The organism is Caulobacter segnis (assembly GCF_023935105.1).
Taxonomy (GTDB): Bacteria; Pseudomonadota; Alphaproteobacteria; order Caulobacterales; family Caulobacteraceae; genus Caulobacter; species Caulobacter segnis_B.
Genome location: NZ_CP096040.1, coordinates 1810185 through 1828594 on the forward strand (window position 1 = coordinate 1810185; position 18410 = coordinate 1828594).

Sequence of the window (18410 nt, forward strand, 5' to 3'; positions counted from 1 at the left end):
ACCCCAGTTCACCCCATGCCCGGCGTCGCCGAGGGATCATCACAGTGGCCTACATCTACGGCACCGCCGCCAACGAGACGCTGATCGGAACGTCCGGCGACGACACCATCAACGGTAACGGCGGCGACGACCAGATCTTCGGCGGCGCCGGCAACGACCAGATCTCCGCCTATGAGGGGCGCGACCGCCTTGAAGGCGGAGATGGCGACGACACGCTCTATTCCGGCGGTGGCGACGATATCCTGCTGGGCGGCGCGGGCGCCGACTATCTGGTGGGCGGCTACGGGCGCGATACGCTGGATGGCGGGGATGGGGCCGACCGGATCGCGATCGAGTTCGACGAGTCCGTCGACACCCTGACGGGCGGTTCGGGCGCCGACGTCTTCGAGACCTACATCTGGTCGGGTGTCGGCTACGGCGGCGCCACGATCAGCACGCGCGACGTGATCACCGATTTCTCGATCGCCCAGGGCGACACGCTTTCACTGGGCGTCAACGGCGGGCGGCTGTCCGGGAACGGCGACTATCTTCTCTGGTTCGGGGCGATCACGACGCCAGGCTTCAGCCTGGTCGCCGGCGCGGCGCTGCCGGACGCGCCCGATCCCGGTTTCGTCTCGGTGTCGACCTGGACCAGCGGCGGGTCCAGCTACCTGATCATCGACACCAACAGCAACGGCGTGCTGAACGACGGCGACGTCGTCATCGAATTCCAGGGCGCGCCGGCGCTCACGACGAATGCCTTCAAGGCGGGGACCTTCACGGCCGTGGTCGGCACGGCGAGCGCCGACACCTGGATCGGGGGCGCGGACGCGGACATCTATTTCGGCTTCGGCGGCGATGATGTGATCAGCGGCCAGGGCGGCGCGGACCAACTGTCCGGCGGGGCGGGGAACGACACCCTGAACGGCGGCGCCGGCGCGGACGTCCTGCTGGGTGAGGCTGGCGACGACACGCTGAACGGCGACGACGGCGACGACGTGCTTTCCGGCGGCCAGGGCGGAGACACCCTGAACGGCGGGGCAGGGAACGACACGCTGTTCGCCGGCCAGATGGGCTTCAATGGCTATGCCGACAGCTTGGGCTCGGTGAACCGGCTCAACGGCGGCGACGGCGACGACAAGCTCTATGCCAGCAGCGGCAAGGACATCCTGGACGGCGGGGCGGGCAATGATCTGTTGACCGTCGCCTATGGCGAGGAAATCCCGGGCGACATCTTCAACGGCGGCGACGGCGACGACGAGATCAACGCCTCCAACGTCACGATGGATGGCGGTGCCGGCGCCGACAGGTTGTGGATCAAGACCGGCAACATCATCACCGGCGGCGCCGGGGCGGATATGTTCTACGCCCGCTACAACGACTTCTGGACCTGGGGCCAGTACGGCTTCAGCACCATCACCGACTTCAACGCCGCCGAAGGCGATCGCATCGATCTCGGCGCCGTCACCGACTACACGATCGGCTCTCTGGTGTTCCGCGGCGCGGTGACGACCGCGAACTTCTCGGTGACGCTGGGCCAGCGCTACGACACGGACGACCTGGGCGAGGGCGCCACCCAACTCTGGACCTGGTCGACGGCGGACGCCACGTACCTGTTCATGGACCTGGACCACGACGGTGTGATCTCGGACCAGGACATGGTCGTGAAGTTCTCGAATAAGGCTGCGATCAGCGCCACCAGCTTCAAGGAAAACTACTTCACCGCGACCCTTGGCACGAGCGGGAACGACACTTTCACCGGGAGCGCTGGGGGTGACGTCTATTATGGCATGGGCGGCGCCGACCAGATCCATGGCGGCGAGGGCGGCGACATCCTGAGGGGCAACGCCGGGGACGACAGCATCTGGGGCGACGCCGGCGACGACAATATCCTAGGTGGCGACGGTAACGACACGCTCGATGGGGGAGCTGGCGCCGACCATATCGCTGGCGGCCTAGGCAGTGACGTGATCCGCGGCGGGGACGGTGACGACGATCTCTATGCCGGTCTCGACTTCAACAATGTGTCCGGCGACGCCAACGCGGTGGACGTGATCTACGGCGACGCCGGCGCCGACCGCATCGTCGGCGTTCCCGGCGTGCGCGGCGAGTTCCACGGTGGTGATGGCAACGACTCGATCTACGGCAGCGGCCAGCTGTTCGGCGATGCGGGCGACGATTCCCTCCAGGCTGGAGACGCCGGCGCGGTCATCCACGGCGGGGACGGCGCCGACCAGATCCATGGCGGTGCGGGTCCGGCCACGATCTACGGCGACGCCGGCGCGGATTCGATCTACGGCAGCATGCGGGCGGATGTGATCTACGCCGACCTCGGCGACAACTACGTCTACGGAAGCGACGGCGACGACCAGATCTTCCTAGGCGCCGTGCGCGTGGGCGAGACCCAGCGCATCTACGACATCAGCGGTGGCGCGGGCGACGACACCTTCAGCATCCAGGTCGCGCTGGGCAATACCACCGCCGTGCGGATCGGTGGCGATATCGGTGTCGACACCCTGGATCTTCGCCTGGCCAAGACCACCGTGACCGTCGATCTCGGCGTCACGGGCTCGCAGGACACGGGCATGGGCCTGGTGGTATTGCAGAGCATCGAGGCGGTGCAAGGGGGCGACTTTGGCGCGACGTTGAAGGGCGACGGCGCCGACAATCGACTGCTGGGCGGCGCCAGCGCCGATACGCTGAGCGGTGGCGGCGGGAGCGACATCCTCGTCGGCAACGGCGGCGCGGACGTGCTGGACGGTGGCGATGGTGTCGATGTCGCGCAGTACTTTGGTCTTTCCACCAACTACAGCTGGACGACGGCCGCCGATGGCTCGGTGGTGGTCAAGGACCTGCGCGCCAATTCGGCGGATGGGACCGACACGCTGAAGAACGTCGAGCTGCTGCGGTTCTCGGATCGCTCCGTGCTGCTGACCTCGGTGACCGCGCCAGCGGCGAACGACACGGCCTTTGCCTCGATCCTGCGGACAACGTTGAATGGGGCGCTGCAGTCGGGGCCTTACGCCGACCTGGCGCTGAAGATGACAACCAGCATCTCGGCGGCCGAGGCCGCGCAATTGGTGGTGAAGGCGGCCGTCTCGACGACCTCGGTCGCGTCGCTGAGCTATCAGTTCTTTACTGGCAAGGTTCCGAGCGGCGGCGGGATCGACTTCCTCATCTCGCCGACCAGCGCCAACGGCAACAATCTCAACAGCGCCTACTACGCCCAATTCGACACCGTGAACCGCTACATCAACTTCGCGGTGAATCTGGGCAAGAACGGCGACGGCAAGGACGCGTTCGCGGCCAAGTACGGCGCATTGTCGCTCTTCGAGGCCACAAAGCAGGCCTATGCGGAGATTTTCGGCGGCACGCCGACGGACGCAAAGACGCACGCCTTGATCGACACGCGCGTGGATTACCTGGCCGCCTATGGCGGCGACGGCGCGGAGGGCATCGGCACGAAGGCGGCGATGGTCGGCTTCCTGCTGGCGGCGGCGGCCACGGAAGGGCTGGGCGTCATGGCCCGGTCCAACGAGGCGTGGCTGACCGACCTGGCGGACGGCTCCGCGCCGTTCGCGGTCAACCTCGTGGATCCAGCCAACGGCTATTACAAATCCTACTGGAGCTACAACGGCGGCTGATCGCCCGGGACGGCGCGGGGCCGTCCCGGCGCGTGCGGCTCTATTTAGGCTCGGTCGCGGGCGGGGTGGGCATGGCGGGATCGCCCGGTTGCGGCGCGGCGTTGGTCGGCGGCGTGACCGGCAGGCTGGGTGGCGCGGCGGTGGGGGCCGGGTTCACCGCGGTGTCTGTCGGCATCGGCATGGCCGGCGCGCTGGTCGCCGGATCGCTGGCCGTGGCGGGGGCGGTCGCGGCCGTGTCGGCGGACATGCCCGTCGAGGCCGAGCCGGCCCACCAGTCCTTGCTGGCCCGCGCCTTGGGCGAGGCCTTCATATAGGCGTCCAGCTGATCGTAGGGGACCGGCACCTTGGGGCCGGCGACGGTTGGCGATTTCTTCTGGGCGGCGAGGGCCGAGCCGCCGGCGACCAGCATCGAGAGCGCCGCGGCAGCGGCGAGCGTCTTGGTCAACATGGAGGTTTCTCCGGGTGGAAGCGCCATCATGGCGCCGCAAGCAAAACCCCTGACGGCCTGGGTTGTTCACAGCTTGGCCGTGCGAACGGAACCGTCGCGCGTCGGACCGGTTTTCGTGGCGGGCGCGATGTCGTCGCGGCGGGGCGTCACCACAGCGTGATCGGTCTCCCGCTGGCGGTCGAAGGGCCCGCTGCTTAGCTCTGGATAAGCGCTCCGAGAGGAGTAGCTTTGGTCTCGCAACGCCAATGGTCCCGCCGGCCACGCGCCGGCCTCCATGGAGGACACGCATGCCGCAAACCCCCGCCGCCGACAAACCACGCGTGCTGCTGTCGCACGAGATGCTCATGCCGCTGCAGCCCTTGCTGGAGAGCGCCTACGAGGTGCATCGGCTGTGGGACTATCCCGACCCCATGACCTTCCTGGAAGGGCCGGGGCGACGGGTGCGGGCCATCGTCCACGCGGGCGAGATGACGCTCAGCCGCGACATGCTGTCGGAGATGCCGCAATTGGGCCTGATCGCCTGCGTCAGCGTCGGCTATGACGGGGTCGACGTGCCCTGGTGCAAGGCGCACGGCATCGCCGTGACCCATTCGACGGGCCTCAACGCCTCGGACGTCGCCGACCACGCGGTGGGTCTGGTCCTCTCCGCCTGGCGCGGCATCGTCGAGGGCGATCACCGCCTGCGCTCGGGTCACTGGACCCACGCCGAACGGATGGCCCCACGCCACGGCCTGCGCGGCCGCAAGGCCGGCATCGTCGGCCTGGGCTATATCGGCGAGGCGGTGGCCACGCGCCTGCAGGCCTTCGAGATGAAGGTCGCCTGGTGGGGGCCGCGCCCCAAGGAGAGCGACTATCCCCGCGCCGACAGCCTGATGGCTCTGGCCCGCGACAGCGACGTCCTGGTCGTCTGCGCCCGGCCCGACGCCGCCAACCGGCGCATGATCGACAAGGCGGTCATCGAGGCGGTGGGCCCGCAGGGGCTGATCGTCAACGTGGCGCGCGGCTCGCTGATCGACGAGGACGCCCTGATCGAGGCGCTGAAGGCCGGGACGCTGGGCATGGCGGCCCTGGACGTCTACGAGCACGAGCCGACATCGCCCGCGCGCTGGGTGGGTGTGCCGCACACGGTGCTGACGCCGCACACGGCCGGGGCGACCCTGGACAGCATTCCGGCCATGGTCAGCCTGACCCTGGAGAACCTGCGCCGCTACTTCCACGGCGAACCGCTGGCCAGCCCGGTCGCGGCCTAGGCGGGGAGGGGCGCGGCGAAGGCCTCCGGCGCCAGCCGCAGGCCGTTCGCCAGCAGGCTGACGGTCCGGTAGAAACCGGCCACCATCATGAGTTCGATCCGAGCCTCTTCGGAGAAAGCTTCGGAGAGGCGCGCCCAGAGATCGTCGTCGATGTCGGCGCGGGTGTTGACCGCGTCGCAGAAGGCGACCAGCAGCGCCTCGCGCGGGGCCCAGCAGGCTGCGATCCCCGGCGCGACGGTGGCTCGAAGTTGCTCGGCGTCGAGGCCGGCCGCCTCGGCGAAGAGCGCGGCGTGCACGCCCCACTCGTAACCGCAGCCGTTCAAGGCGCAGGTCCGGTGGATGACGATCTCGCGCTCACGCAGGGTCAGATGGCCAGGGTCCAGCAGGCCGCCGCTGGTGAAGCGTCCGAACAGCCGCTCGTCTCGCGCCAGGGTGCGGAACAGCGACAGCGGCTGCTCGCCGGGCGTCTTCAACTGTTCGAGCGTCCGGGCGACGGTGGGCGGATAGGGCGCTGGCGCGGGTTCGATCCTGGGCGACATCTGAAATCCTCCATGCTACAAAATTTGTATCATGCAAGATCGCGGCGACGCTACAGAAAATGAAGCGCCCCTTCCGGGCCGTCCCGTCCGCGGCTCGGAGACCGGCAAGCCGATCATGGCGGCGCTGGACCTGCTGGGGCGACGCGGCGCGCTTCGCATTCTGTGGGAGTTGCGGGAGGGGCGCGTCCTGACTTTTCGCGCCCTCCAGGCGGCGGCCGAGTTGCCGCCCGGAACGCTGAACAAGCGGCTGGCCGAGCTGCGCGCCGCCGACGTGGTCGCGGCGGAGGGCGGCTACCGCCTCAGCCCGCGCGGGACGGATCTGATCGTCGCGCTCTGGCCCCTGCTGAGGTGGTCGGACGAGTGGGCAAGCGCCATCGGGCTCTGACCTCGCCATCTCGCCGAGGCTCGCGACGCCGGCGCGTTTCAGACCGCTAGCGCTTTCTCAGCTTGGCCCCCTCCAGGAGGATGGGGGTGTGGTGGTGGCCGCTGATCGCGCTCATGAAGGCGCCCTCGGCGATCACGGTCTTGCCCAGCAGCGGGCGGTAGCGGGCGAAGTCGCTGGGCTGGAACATCAGCTGGATCTCGCGCAGGTTCCTGGCGCCTTCGCCAGTGTCGGGGTCGGTCGGGTCCTGGGCCACACAGATCGGGCGCGGCAGGCGCAGCAGCCAATAGCGCTCGGGCTGGTCGCCGGCCTTGACGGACTCGAAGTTTGGCGGCCCGGCGAAGGTGCGCGCGACCACGACACCTTCCAGCCTCTGATGCCCGGCATGCGGCAGACAGACGGAGGCGGCGAGCAGGGCGGCGACGAGCGGCATGGCGAAATTCCGAACCGTGCTAAGAGTGAGAGCATCGCAAGGCTTGGAGGCTTGATCGTGGCCAAGGTGTTGGGGCTGGGTGGAATCTTCTTCAAGGCCGAGGACCCCAAGGCCGTGCGCGACTGGTACGCGCGGGTGCTGGGGTTCGAAGTCCATGACTGGGGCGGGGCGGTGTTCGAGGCTCCCAAGGCCAGCCAGGCGACTTGGTCGCCGTTCGCCGCCGACACAGACTATTTCGCGCCTTCGGCCGCGCCGTTCATGATCAATTTCATCGTCGATGATATCGACGGGATCCTCGCCCGGGCCGCCGCCGAGGGCGTCGAGCCGCTGGGCCGGCAGGATGAGGGCTATGGCCGGTTCGCCTGGCTGATGGACCCGGCCGGGGTGAAAATAGAGCTCTGGGAAGCCGCCAAGGCCGACCCCGAGGCATAATTTCCTCTTGCCAAATCGGACATAAAGATATCTTTATGTCCTTATGAAGCTGTCCGCTGAACAGGTCGTCGAGGTGCTGCGCGCCGCCGGCGAGTCCACGCGCCTGCGACTGCTGGCCCTGCTGGCGGCCGAGGAGCTGTCGGTGCTGGAGCTGTGCCGCATCCTCGACCAGAGCCAGCCGCGCGTGTCGCGACATCTGAAGCTGCTGGCCGAGGCGGGCCTGGTCGAGCGCTTTCCGGACGGGGCCTGGGTGTTCTACCGCCTGGCCGCCAAGTCATCCGGCCGGTTCCTGGTCGAGCAGGCGCTGGACCTGATCGACGACGCCGACGAGGTCGTCCAGTCCGACGCCGACAAGCTGGCCGCCGTCCGGGCCGAACGCTCGATGGACGCCCAGGCCTATTTTGCCCGCAACGCCGCCCGCTGGAACGAGATCCGCTCCCTCTATGTCGACGAGGCCGAGGTCGAGGCCGCTATCCTGCGCGCGACCGGCGAGGGGCCGTTCGACGAGCTGGTCGACCTGGGCGCGGGCGCGGGCCGCATGCTGACCCTGCTGGGCAAGCGCGCGGGCAACGCCCTGGGCCTGGATCTGTCGCAGCAGATGCTGAACATCGCCCGCCACGAGGTGGCCAAGGCGGGCCTGGCCAGCTGCGAGCTGCGTCACGGCGACATTTTCCGCACCGGCCTGCCGGGCGGATGCGCCGACCTGGTGACCGTGCATCAGGTGCTGCACTACCTGTCTGACCCCGCCAACGCCGTGACCGAGGCCGCGCGGCTGGTGACGCCCGGCGGCCTGCTGCTGATCGCCGACTTCGCGCCGCATGATCATGAGTTCCTGCGCGAGGTGCATCAGCACCGCCGCTTGGGCTTCGACGATATCGAGATCGTCACCTGGCTGCAGGCCGCCGGTCTTCAGCTGGAAAGCAACATCACCCTGCCGCCGACCACGGCCGAGGGCCTGACCGTCAAGATCTGGACGGCCCGCCGTTCCCCTCTCAGGGAATTGGGCCATCTGGCCGCCGCGAGGAACGCCGCATGACCCTTCCGCCTATCCGCCGCGTGATCGGTCCCGTCGCCCGCGCGGGTGAACGCACCGCGCGGCCGCGCGTCTCGTTCGAGTTCTTCCCGCCCAAGACCCCGGCGATGGAAGACGCCCTGTGGCAGGCCATCACCCGCCTGGCCCCGCTGGATCCGGCCTTCGTCTCGGTGACCTACGGCGCCGGCGGCTCGACCCGCGAGCGCACCCACCGCACGGTCAAGCGCATCCTGGACGAGACCCGCCTGAAGCCGGCCGCCCACCTGACCTGCGTCGGCGCCAGCCGCGAGGAAGTCGACGAGGTGATCCGCGAATATTGGGAGACGGGCGTGCGCCACATCGTCTCGCTCCGGGGGGACCCTCCGCCCGGAGAGGGCGGCATCGGCGGGGTCTATGTCCCGCGCGCCGATGGCTACGCCAACGCCACCGAACTGACCAAGGCCATCCGGGGCTTGGCGCCGTTCGAGGTGCTGGTCGGGGTCTATCCCGAAAAGCATCCGGAGAGCCCGTCGATCGAGCACGATATCGATGTGCTCAAGCAGAAGATCGACGCCGGCGCAACGCTGGGCATCAGCCAGTTCTTCTTCGATCTGGACGCCTTCCTGCGCTACGTCGACAAGGTCCGCGCCGCCGGGATCACCATCCCGATCGTGCCGGGGATCATGCCGGTCACCAACTTCAACGGCCTGAAGAAGATGTCGGCCGCCTGCCAGACGGCGATCCCGTCCTGGCTGGCCAACCTGTTCGAGGGCCTTGACGACGACGCCGAGACCCGCCGCCTGATCGCCTGCTCGGTCGCCACCGAGATGTGCGCCAAGCTGCAGGAGCAGGGCTTCGAGGACTTCCATTTCTACACCCTGAACCGGGCCGATCTGGTCTACGCCATCTGCCGCGTGCTGGGCGTGCGCGAGACGGCTCCGACCCCGGCGGAGGCTGCCGCATGAAGCGCGTTCTGATCTCTCTGGCCTTCGCCCTGACGGCGACGATGGCTCCGGCCGCCCAGGCGGACGACAACGCCAACTGGATGCGGCCGATCAAGCCCTACCGCGTGGTCGGCAACATCTACTATGTCGGGTCCGAGGGTCTGTCGGCCTGGCTGATCACCTCGTCGGAAGGCCACATCGTGCTGGACAGCGGTCCGTCGGCCGCGGGCGGCAAGCTGATCGAGCGCAACATCGCCACGCTGGGCTTCCAGCTGGCGGACGTGAAGGTGCTGATCAACACCCACGCCCACTACGACCACGCCGGCGGCCTGGCCCAGCTAAAGGCTGATATCCCGACGGCCAAGCTGTGGATCTCGCGCGGCGACGAGCCGGCGATCGAGCAGGGCCACCACATCGGCGACAACGAGAACGGCCCGACGCCGATGCAGCCGGTCAAGGTCGACAAGACCTTCGGCGACGGCCAGAAGCTCAAGGTGGGCGAGACCACCCTGATCGCGCACCTGACGCCGGGCCACACGATCGGCTGCACCACCTGGACCACGGCGGTGGTCGAGAAGGGGTGGCCGCTGAGCGTGACCTTCCCGTGCTCGCTGTCGGTGGCCGGCAACGTGCTGGTCGGCAACAAACAGCACCGCAATATCGTCGCCGACTATCGCGAGAGCTTCATCAAGATGCGCGCGATCCCGACCGACGTCCTCCTGCCCAGCCACGAGGAGCAGGGCGACCTGCTGGCCAAGCGCCAGAAGATGCTGCGCGGCGATCCGAACGCCTTCATCGATCCCGCCGAACTGGGACGGTACGTCGACGGCTACGAGGCCGCCTTCAATAAAGCGCTGACGGGCCAGCAGGCGGCGGGAGCCAACCGATGACCGACCTTTCGATCCGCGCCAATCGCGTCGCCACCCTGAAGGCCGCCGCCAAGCGGAAGATCCTGATCCTGGACGGCTCGTGGGGCGTGATGTTCCAGAAGAAGGGGCTGTCGGAAGCCGACTACCGGGCCGAGCGCTTCGCCGCCTACAACGGCCAGATGAAGGGCAACAACGACATCCTGTGCCTGACCCGGCCGGATCTCGTCGCCGAGCTGCACGACGCCTATTTCGCGGCCGGCGCCGACATCTCCGAGACCAACACCTTCTCGGGCACCACGATCGCCCAGGCCGACTATCATCTGGGCGAACAGGACGTCTGGGACATCAATTACGAAGGCGCCCGCATCGGCCGTTCGGTCGCCGACCGCTGGAACGCCCAGAACCCGGAGAGCCCGAAGTTCATCGCCGGCTCGATCGGGCCGCTGAACGTCATGCTGTCGATGTCGTCGGACGTGAACGATCCGGGTGCGCGCAAGGTGACCTTCGACCAGGTCTACGCGGCCTATCGCCAGCAGGTGGACGCCCTCTATCAGGGCGGGGTCGACCTCTTCCTGATCGAGACCATCACCGACACCCTCAACTGCAAGGCGGCGATCAAGGCCATCCTGGACTGGCGCGACGAGGGCCACGAGGAGCTGCCGATCTGGATCAGCGGCACCATCACCGACCGCTCGGGCCGCACCCTGTCGGGCCAGACGGCCGAGGCGTTCTGGAACAGCGTCAAGCACGCCAAGCCGTTCGCCGTGGGCTTCAACTGCGCCCTGGGCGCGGATCTGATGCGGCCGCACATCGCCGAGATGGCCCGCATCGCCGACACCCTGGTCGCGGCCTATCCCAACGCCGGTCTGCCCAACGCCATGGGCCAGTATGACGAGCAGCCGCACGAGACCGGCCACGCCCTGCACGAATGGGCCAAGGACGGCCTGGTCAACATCCTGGGCGGCTGCTGCGGCACGACCCCGGACCACATCCGTCACGTCGCCGACGAGGTGCGCGGTGTCGCGCCGCGTCCGATCCCCGAGCGCCCCAAGGCCATGCGCCTGGCGGGGCTCGAGCCGTTCGAGTTGGCTTAGAACTTTCTTTTTCCTGCCTTCCTGGGCCTTGTGCCCAGGACCCAGTTTTCCGCTGACGCGGAGCCCGACGTTCCAGGCGCTGAGCTAGCGGCGCCCTGGGTCCTCGCCACAAGGGCGAGGAAGGCGGGTTTATTTGGATCGACCGACCATGAGACCCGTCTTCGTCAACATCGGTGAGCGCACCAACGTCACCGGCTCGGCCAAGTTCAAGAAGCTTATCATCGACGGCCTCTATCCCGAGGCGCTGTCGGTCGCGCGCCAGCAGGTCGAGGCCGGCGCCCAGGTCATCGACGTCAATATGGACGAAGGCCTGCTGGACAGCCAGCAGGCGATGGTCACCTTCCTGAACCTGATGGCCGCCGAGCCCGACATCGCCCGCGTGCCGGTGATGATCGACAGTTCCAAGTGGGAGGTGATCGAGGCCGGGCTGAAGTGCGTCCAGGGCAAGGCGATCGTCAATTCGATCTCGATGAAGGAAGGCGAGGAGAAGTTCCTCGAACAGGCCAAGCTGTGCCTGCGCTACGGCGCGGCGGTGGTGGTCATGGCCTTCGACGAGGTCGGCCAGGCCGACACCGAGGCGCGCAAGGTCGAGATCTGCGAGCGGGCCTACAACACGCTGGTGGACAAGGTCGGTTTCCCGCCCGAGGACATCATCTTCGACCCCAACATCTTCGCCGTGGCGACGGGGATCGAGGAGCACGACAACTACGCCGTCGACTTCATCGAGGCCACGCGGCGCATCAAGCAGATGCTGCCCTATGCTCGGGTGTCGGGCGGGGTGTCGAACGTCTCGTTCAGCTTCCGTGGCAACGAGCCGGTGCGGCGGGCGATCCACTCGGTGTTCCTGTACCACGCGATCAACGCCGGCATGGACATGGGCATCGTCAACGCCGGCGACCTGCCGGTCTATGACGACATCGACCCGGTGCTGCGCGAGGCCGTCGAGGACGTGATCCTCAACCGCCCGCAGCGCGATCCGGTCCAGACCAATACCGAGCGCCTGGTCGACATGGCCCCGCGCTACAAGGGCGAGAAGGGCGCGGCCCAGCAAGTCAACCTGGCCTGGCGCGACGGCACGGTCGGCGAGCGCATCACCCACGCCCTGGTCAACGGCGTCACCGAGTTCATCGAGGCCGATACGGAAGAAGCGCGCCTGGCCGCCGAGCGTCCGCTGCACGTCATCGAAGGCCCGCTGATGGACGGCATGAACGTCGTCGGCGACCTGTTCGGCGCGGGCAAGATGTTCCTGCCCCAGGTCGTGAAGTCGGCCCGGGTCATGAAGCAGGCCGTGGCCTGGCTGATGCCGTTCATGGAGGCCGAGAAGGAAGGCCAGGTGCGTAAGGCCGCCGGCAAGGTGCTGATGGCGACCGTGAAGGGCGATGTCCACGACATCGGCAAGAACATCGTCGGCGTCGTCTTGCAGTGTAACAACTACGAGGTCGTCGACCTGGGCGTCATGGTGCCCGCCGACCGGATCCTCGAGGAAGCCAGGAAACATCAGGTCGACATGATCGGCTTGTCGGGCCTGATCACGCCCTCGCTTGACGAGATGGTGTTCGTGGCCGCCGAGATGGAGCGCCAGGGCTTCGACATCCCGCTGCTGATCGGCGGCGCTACCACCAGCCGCACCCACACCGCGGTCAAGATCGAGCCGGCCTATCGCCGGGGTCCCACGACCTATGTCGTCGACGCCAGCCGCGCGGTGGGCGTGGTCTCGGGCCTGTTGTCCGAGGGCGAGCGTGACCGGATCATCGGCGAGACCCGCGCCGAATACGTCAAGGTGCGCGAGCAGTACGCGCGCGGCCAGACGACCAAGGCCCGCGCCTCGATCGGCCAGGCCCGCCAGCGCGCCTTCGACATCGACTGGAGCGGTTACGTCCCGCCCAAGCCGGCCTTCATCGGCACGCGGACCTTCGAGCCGAGCCTGGCCGAGCTGGAGCCGTTCATCGACTGGTCGCCGTTCTTCGCCAGCTGGGAGCTGGTCGGCCGCTATCCCCAGATCCTGGAGGACGACATCGTCGGCCAGGCCGCCACCGACCTCTACCGCGACGCCCGCGCCATGCTGGACAAGGTGATCGCCGAGAAATGGTTCGGGGCCAAGGGCGTGATCGGCTTCTGGCCGGCCCAGGCCCAGGGCGACGACATCGTGCTGTATACGGACGAGACCCGCACGGCCGAGTATTCCCGTTTCCACACCCTGCGCCAGCAGATGGACAAGGGCGAGGGCAAGACCAACGTCGCCCTGTCCGACTTCGTCGCGCCGATCGGCGAGGGGGCGGACTATGTCGGCGGCTTCGCCGTCACCGCCGGCCATGGCGAGGACGAGATCGTCAAGACCTTCAAGGACGCCGGCGACGACTACAGCGCCATCATGGCCAGCGCCCTGGCCGACCGCCTGGCCGAGGCCTTCGCCGAGTGGCTGCACTACAAGGCCCGTGTTGAGCTGTGGGGCTACGCGCCCGACGAGGCCGCGGACACCGAGGTCATGATCGCCGAGAAGTACCAGGGCATCCGTCCCGCGCCCGGCTATCCGGCCCAGCCCGACCACACCGAGAAGGGCACGCTGTTCAAGCTGCTGGACGCCGAGGCGGCCACGGGCCTGAAGCTGACGGAGAGCTACGCCATGACCCCCGGCGCGGCGGTCTCGGGCCTCTATTTCAGCCACCCGCGCGCGCACTATTTCGGGGTCGGCAAGATCGACGCCGACCAGGTCGAGGACTACGCCCGCCGCAAGGGCTGGGACGTGGCCACGGCCGAGCGGTGGCTGTCGCCGATCCTCAACTACGATCCGGCGGCGCGGTCGCGCGACGCTGCGGCCTGACGGGTCGCTATCTGAGGTTGACCTGGCGCTGAAATCCCAGGAGGCTCGCCGCGTTCGCACTCCAGGCGGACGGGTAAACTCGGGAAGCTTCATGGACGGCGCGACTTCGCCTGTAACGACGCCGGCGGCCGGCGAAACCCTGACCTTTGGCCAGACGATCGAGCCCAAGAGCTTCATCGGCCTGAGCCTGAAGAACGGCCTGCTGAACATCGTCACGCTGACGCTGTACCGCTTCTGGGGCAAGACCGAGGTGCGGCGGCGCGTGTGGTCGCACGTCACCCTGAACGGCGAGCCCTTCGAATATACCGGCCGGGGCAAGGAGCTGTTCATGGGCTTCCTGCTGGCGACGCTGTTCGTCGGCGTGCCCTATCTGGCGCTGATCCTGGCCATCCAATTCGTCAGCCCGTTGTTCACCCTGCTGCTGATCCCGGTCTACATCGTGATGATCATGCTGATCGGCATGGCGATCTTCATGACCTACCGCTACCAGGCCAGCCGCACGATCTGGCGCGGCGTGCGGTTCCACCTGAGCGGCAAGGCCACCAACTACGGCCTGGTGTATCTGGGCTATGGCCTGGTCAATGCGGTCTCGCTGGGCTGGTTCAGCCCGGCCATGACCATGCGCCTGTCCGAGCGGATCTGGAGCCAGATGGCCTATGGCGATCAGCCACTGAGCTGGAAGCGGGCCGAGCAGAACAATCTGTATGGCCCCTTCGCGATCGCCTGGGTCGTGGGCTTCGCCGGTTACATCGCGTTGCTGGCGCTGATGATCCCGATGGCCGTGAAGGCCGGGCGGACGGGCGTCGAGCCCGGCGCGGCCTTCGTGCTGAAGATCTACGGTTACGCCTTGGTCTACACCCTGATGGTGGTGCTGGCCTCGGTGCCCTATCACGCCGCCGTCCTCCGGGAGATCGGCGCCTCGATCAGGATCGGTGAGGCGCGCCTGCGGCTGGACGTGAAGGGCGGCGAGCTGCTGGGCCTGACCATCAGCAACATCCTGATCGTGCTGCTCAGCCTCGGCTTCCTGCAGCCCGTGGCCATGGCGCGGACGGTGAAGTTCCTGATCTCGCGCCTCTCGGCCGAGGGAACGGTCGCCTTGGCCGAGGCGCATCAGGCGCCGCGCGGACCCAAGACCGGCGAGGGCCTGGCCGACGCCTTCGACGTCTCGCCGTTCTGACGGCACTGACGTGCAAGGGCAGCTGTATGACGGCCGCGTCGCCCGGCCCTGGGCGGTCGAGGTCACGATCGAAGGCGGTCGTGTCATCGCCCGCGCGGTCGAGGACGCCGCGACCGGTGTCGACTGGCCGCTGGACGAGGTGCGCGAGATCTCGCGTTCGGACGGCCGCTACGGGCTGTCCCGCGCCGACGAGGACGCCCGTCTGGTGGTCGACGCGGAAGCCTGGCGCGCCCTGGCCGGGCGTTCGTCCGAGGCCATCGCGCGGCGGGGCAGGGGGCGTGAGTGGCGGCTGGTCGGCGGCCTAGTGGCCGCGGGCCTGACCTTCGCGGCCGTGGTGTTCATCGGCGTGCCGATGGCCGCGCGGCCGCTGGCCGCACGCACCCCGCTGGCGCTGGAGGCCCGGTTCGGCGCGAACATGGAAAAGCAGCTCAGCGTGCCGTTTCGCGCCTGTTGGGACGGTTCGGACTCGGCCGCTCTGCTGCGGGACCTGGGACAGCGCTTGGGCGAGGCTGCGAACGCGCCGTTCCCGATCCGCGTCAAGGCCGTGCGCGCGCCCTTCGTCAACGCCTTCGCTCTGCCGGGCGGCACGATCCTGGTGACCAGCGAGCTGATCCAGCAGGCGCATGGGCCCGATGAACTGGCCGCCGTGCTGGCGCATGAGATCGCCCATGTCGAGCGCCGCCACGCCATGCAGGCCGCCTGGCGCGCGATGGGGGCGGGCCTGCTGCTGGACGCCGTGGTCGGCGGCGGCAGCGGCGCCGGGCAACAGCTGATCGTGCTGGCCGGCGGCTTCGCCGACTATCGCTTCAGCCGCGCCCTGGAGGCGGAGGCCGACGACCGGGCCATCCAGATCCTTCAGGCCGAGGGCGTCTCGACCCAGGGAATGGCCGACTTCTTCGGGCGGATGGCCAATCGCGGCGACGACCCGCGTCTGCGCCAGGCGGCGGAGTGGTTCAAGACCCACCCCGACACCGCCGGCCGGGCCGAGAAGGCCCGCCGCGCGGTCCGGCCGGGGCGGCCGGCTTTGTCCGACGACGAATGGGATGTGCTGGATCGGGTGTGCCGCGTCTTGCCTCCGCCAAAACCCAAATCGCGTAACGACGTGCGGTAGAGCTTACGGAATAAGGATTTCCGCAACCGTTCGGGTGAAGGATGCGCCATCTCAGGGGAATGGGATGGACCGCAGGAATATCGAGCTGAAGATCTTTGGCCTGGTCGCCGGCATGGCGGCGGGCATGATCCTGCTCGCCGGCTTCGCCCTGACCATCGCGGCCCGCCACGCCGACACGCGCGAGCGCGACTACGAACAGACCTTGGTCGGCAACGGCCTTCGCCAGCGCGCCAAGGAAATCCAGGCCGCGCTCAATCCCTACATCATCTGGGACGAGGCGATCATCAAGCTGGACAACCGGTTCGATCCGGCCTGGGCCAGCCAGAACATCGGCCAGTCGGTCGGCGGCGCCCTCGGCAACGAGGTGGTGTTCGTACTCGACGCAGACAACAAGTCCATCTACGGCCATGTCGCCGGCAAGGACGTCCCGCCGACCGCCTACGCCCGCTACGGCGGCCGCGCCACGCGGCTGATCGAGAAGGTCCGCGAGATCGAGGCGGATCCCAAGAAGGTCGCCGAACTGCGCGCCGTGCACCGCAGCCGCGTCACCCTGGTCGGCGACGACCCGATGCTGATCACGGTGTCGCTGGTCCGACCCGACCTCAAGGCCAGGACGCGGGGGCCGCGCGCGCCGCTGCTGGTCACCGGCACGCCCGTCGCCGACAGCGTGGTCAAGGCGTTCTCGGACCGCTTCCTGCTGCACGACGCCCGCATCCAGGTGGTCCAAGACACGCAACTGGCGACGCCGGCCGCCCAGCGCGTGATCGGCAAGACCGCCGATGGCCGCCGCATCGTGATGCGCTGGACGCCCCGCAAGCCGGGCGAGGAGTTGCTGCGATCGGCCTCGCCGATTCTGGGCGCGGCCCTGCTGGCCGCCGTGGTCGGCTCGATCCTGCTGTTCCGGACCACCCGCCGCGCCGTCAAGAAGCTGCTGCTCAGCGAAGCCGAGGCCAAACACCTGTCGCTGCACGACCCGCTGACCGGCTTGGCCAACCGCACCCTGTTCACCGACCGCCTGGTCCACGCCCACGCCCTGCTGCGTCGCAAGTCCGGTCTGCTGGGCGTGCTGTGCATCGACCTCGACCGGTTCAAGGAAGTCAACGACAGCTATGGCCACGACGCCGGCGACCAGCTGATCCGCGAGGTCGCGCGCCGGCTGAAGACCATCTGCCGCGACACCGACACCATCTGCCGCCTGGGCGGCGACGAGTTCGCCATCATCCAGCCCGACACCACCCCGGCCGGGGCCGCGGCTCTGGCCCAGCGGGTGGTCGAGGGCCTGTCGGGCGAGGTCGACCTGACCATCGGCCGCGCCGAGCTGTCGTGCTCGGTGGGCGTGGCGGTGGTCTCCGACGCCGAGCAGGGCCAGGCCGAGCTGCTGCGCCAGGCCGACGTCGCCCTGTACCGCGCCAAGGAAGGCGGCCGCGGCCGCTACTGTTTCTTCGAACCCGAGATGGACGCGGCCCTGCGCCTGCGCAAAGGCCTGGAGCGCGACCTGCGCACGGCCCTGGAGACCGAAGCGCTGAAGGTGGCCTACCAGCCGCTGACCGACGCCAGGGGCCAGATCATCGGCGTCGAAGCCTTGGCCCGCTGGACCCATCCCGAGCGCGGCGAGATCGCGCCGGCCATCTTCATCCCGCTTGCCGAGTCCTGCGGCCTGATCGGCGCGGTCGGCTCGGCCGTGTTCCGCCGCGCCTGCTACGACAGCCTGCGCTGGTCGGGGCTGGAGGTCTCGGTCAATGTCTCGGCGCTGCAGCTGGCCGACCCGGGCTTTGTCGACGACATGGTCGCCGTCCTGGCCGAGACCGGCGCGCGCGCCGACGTCTTCATGCTGGAGATCACCGAGACCGCGCTGCTCAAGGACAGCGACGGCGTCCACGAGGCCTTGCGTCGCCTCAAGCGCCTGGGCTTCCGCCTGGCCCTGGACGACTTCGGCACCGGTTACGCCAGCCTCGCCTATCTGCGCCGCCATCCGATCGACAAGCTGAAGATCGACCGCTCGTTCGTCTCCAGCCTGCCGGGCAATAGCGAGAGCCTGGCGGTCGCCAGCGCCATCGTCAGCCTGGCCAAGTCGCTGGGCCTGAAGACCACGGCCGAGGGCGTCGAGACCCAGGGCCAGTTGGACGCCTTGATCAAGCTGGGCTGCGCCGAGTTCCAGGGCTTCCTGCTGGGACGCCCGATGCCGGCCGACGCCATCGGCGACGTGATCGCTGGCGCGCGCGAGACCGTGCGCTAGCTTTTGCTAGTCAAACGCGGAGCCGCCCCGCATCCTTCC

Annotated in this window: 14 protein-coding genes and 2 pseudogenes; 12 read left to right on the top strand and 4 right to left on the bottom strand. The window is 68.4% G+C overall.

The window, feature by feature from the left end:
- Positions 1-44: 44 nt before the first annotated feature.
- On the top strand, positions 45-3623 hold the full coding sequence (locus MZV50_RS08785) for a hypothetical protein (RefSeq protein ID WP_252634022.1): 3579 nt from the start codon (positions 45-47) through the stop codon (positions 3621-3623).
- Between the two features lie 40 nt (positions 3624-3663).
- On the opposite strand, the gene MZV50_RS08790 is transcribed toward MZV50_RS08785, so the two are convergent.
- On the bottom strand, positions 3664-4071 hold the full coding sequence (locus MZV50_RS08790) for a hypothetical protein (RefSeq protein WP_252634023.1): 408 nt from the start codon (positions 4069-4071) through the stop codon (positions 3664-3666).
- Positions 4072-4358: 287 nt separating this feature from the next.
- On the opposite strand from MZV50_RS08790, the gene MZV50_RS08795 reads away from it, so the two are divergent.
- Positions 4359-5321, top strand: a complete 963-nt coding sequence (locus MZV50_RS08795; RefSeq protein WP_252634024.1) for a 2-hydroxyacid dehydrogenase — start codon at positions 4359-4361, stop codon at positions 5319-5321.
- Here MZV50_RS08795 and MZV50_RS08800 read toward each other — a convergent pair.
- Both MZV50_RS08800 and MZV50_RS08805 read right to left on the bottom strand, forming a co-directional pair.
- A pseudogene (locus tag MZV50_RS08800) lies at positions 5318-5559 on the bottom strand (hypothetical protein); the annotation flags it as partial. The gene MZV50_RS08795 and the pseudogene MZV50_RS08800 overlap by 4 nt on opposite strands.
- A gap of 10 nt (positions 5560-5569) precedes the next feature.
- Positions 5570-5860, bottom strand: a pseudogene (locus MZV50_RS08805) (carboxymuconolactone decarboxylase family protein); the annotation flags it as partial.
- A 115-nt stretch (positions 5861-5975) separates the two neighbouring features.
- Here MZV50_RS08805 and MZV50_RS08810 point away from each other — a divergent pair.
- Positions 5976-6245 (top strand): winged helix-turn-helix transcriptional regulator, encoded by a 270-nt coding sequence (locus MZV50_RS08810; RefSeq protein ID WP_252634025.1) that lies wholly within the window; start codon positions 5976-5978, stop codon positions 6243-6245.
- Positions 6246-6291: 46 nt separating this feature from the next.
- Here the strand turns inward: MZV50_RS08810 and MZV50_RS08815 are convergent, their stop codons facing one another.
- Complete coding sequence (locus tag MZV50_RS08815; protein WP_252634026.1) at positions 6292-6675, bottom strand: DUF4431 domain-containing protein; 384 nt, start codon at positions 6673-6675, stop codon at positions 6292-6294.
- 57 nt (positions 6676-6732) lie between these two features.
- On the opposite strand from MZV50_RS08815, the gene MZV50_RS08820 reads away from it, so the two are divergent.
- The 9 genes from MZV50_RS08820 (at position 6733) to MZV50_RS08860 (ending at position 18371) form a co-directional block, all read left to right on the top strand.
- Complete coding sequence (locus MZV50_RS08820; RefSeq protein ID WP_252634027.1) at positions 6733-7107, top strand: VOC family protein; 375 nt, start codon at positions 6733-6735, stop codon at positions 7105-7107.
- A 43-nt stretch (positions 7108-7150) separates the two neighbouring features.
- Positions 7151-8143, top strand: a complete 993-nt coding sequence (locus MZV50_RS08825; RefSeq protein ID WP_252634028.1) for an ArsR/SmtB family transcription factor — start codon at positions 7151-7153, stop codon at positions 8141-8143.
- A complete protein-coding gene (gene metF / locus MZV50_RS08830; RefSeq protein ID WP_252634029.1) occupies positions 8140-9084 on the top strand; it encodes a methylenetetrahydrofolate reductase [NAD(P)H] in 945 nt (314 codons plus the stop codon). The genes MZV50_RS08825 and metF overlap by 4 nt, the downstream gene beginning before the upstream one ends.
- Positions 9081-9953, top strand: a complete 873-nt coding sequence (gene blaCAU / locus MZV50_RS08835) for a CAU/MBL1b family subclass B3 metallo-beta-lactamase (protein WP_252634030.1) — start codon at positions 9081-9083, stop codon at positions 9951-9953. The genes metF and blaCAU overlap by 4 nt, the downstream gene beginning before the upstream one ends.
- Positions 9950-11026, top strand: coding sequence for a homocysteine S-methyltransferase family protein (locus MZV50_RS08840; RefSeq protein WP_252634031.1), 1077 nt, complete (start codon positions 9950-9952; stop codon positions 11024-11026). Before blaCAU ends, MZV50_RS08840 begins: the two co-directional genes overlap by 4 nt.
- A 148-nt stretch (positions 11027-11174) precedes the next feature.
- Positions 11175-13847: a methionine synthase gene (metH, locus tag MZV50_RS08845; RefSeq protein WP_436792214.1), complete on the top strand. Its 2673-nt coding sequence runs from the start codon at positions 11175-11177 to the stop codon at positions 13845-13847.
- A gap of 91 nt (positions 13848-13938) precedes the next feature.
- The gene (locus MZV50_RS08850; protein ID WP_252634033.1) at positions 13939-15024 is read left to right on the top strand and encodes a YjgN family protein; all 1086 of its coding nucleotides are present in this window, start codon (positions 13939-13941) and stop codon (positions 15022-15024) included.
- Between the two features lie 10 nt (positions 15025-15034).
- On the top strand, positions 15035-16135 hold the full coding sequence (locus MZV50_RS08855; protein WP_252634034.1) for a M48 family metallopeptidase: 1101 nt from the start codon (positions 15035-15037) through the stop codon (positions 16133-16135).
- A 64-nt stretch (positions 16136-16199) separates the two neighbouring features.
- A complete protein-coding gene (locus tag MZV50_RS08860) occupies positions 16200-18371 on the top strand; it encodes a bifunctional diguanylate cyclase/phosphodiesterase (RefSeq protein ID WP_252634035.1) in 2172 nt (723 codons plus the stop codon).
- The last annotated feature ends 39 nt before the right edge of the window (positions 18372-18410 follow it).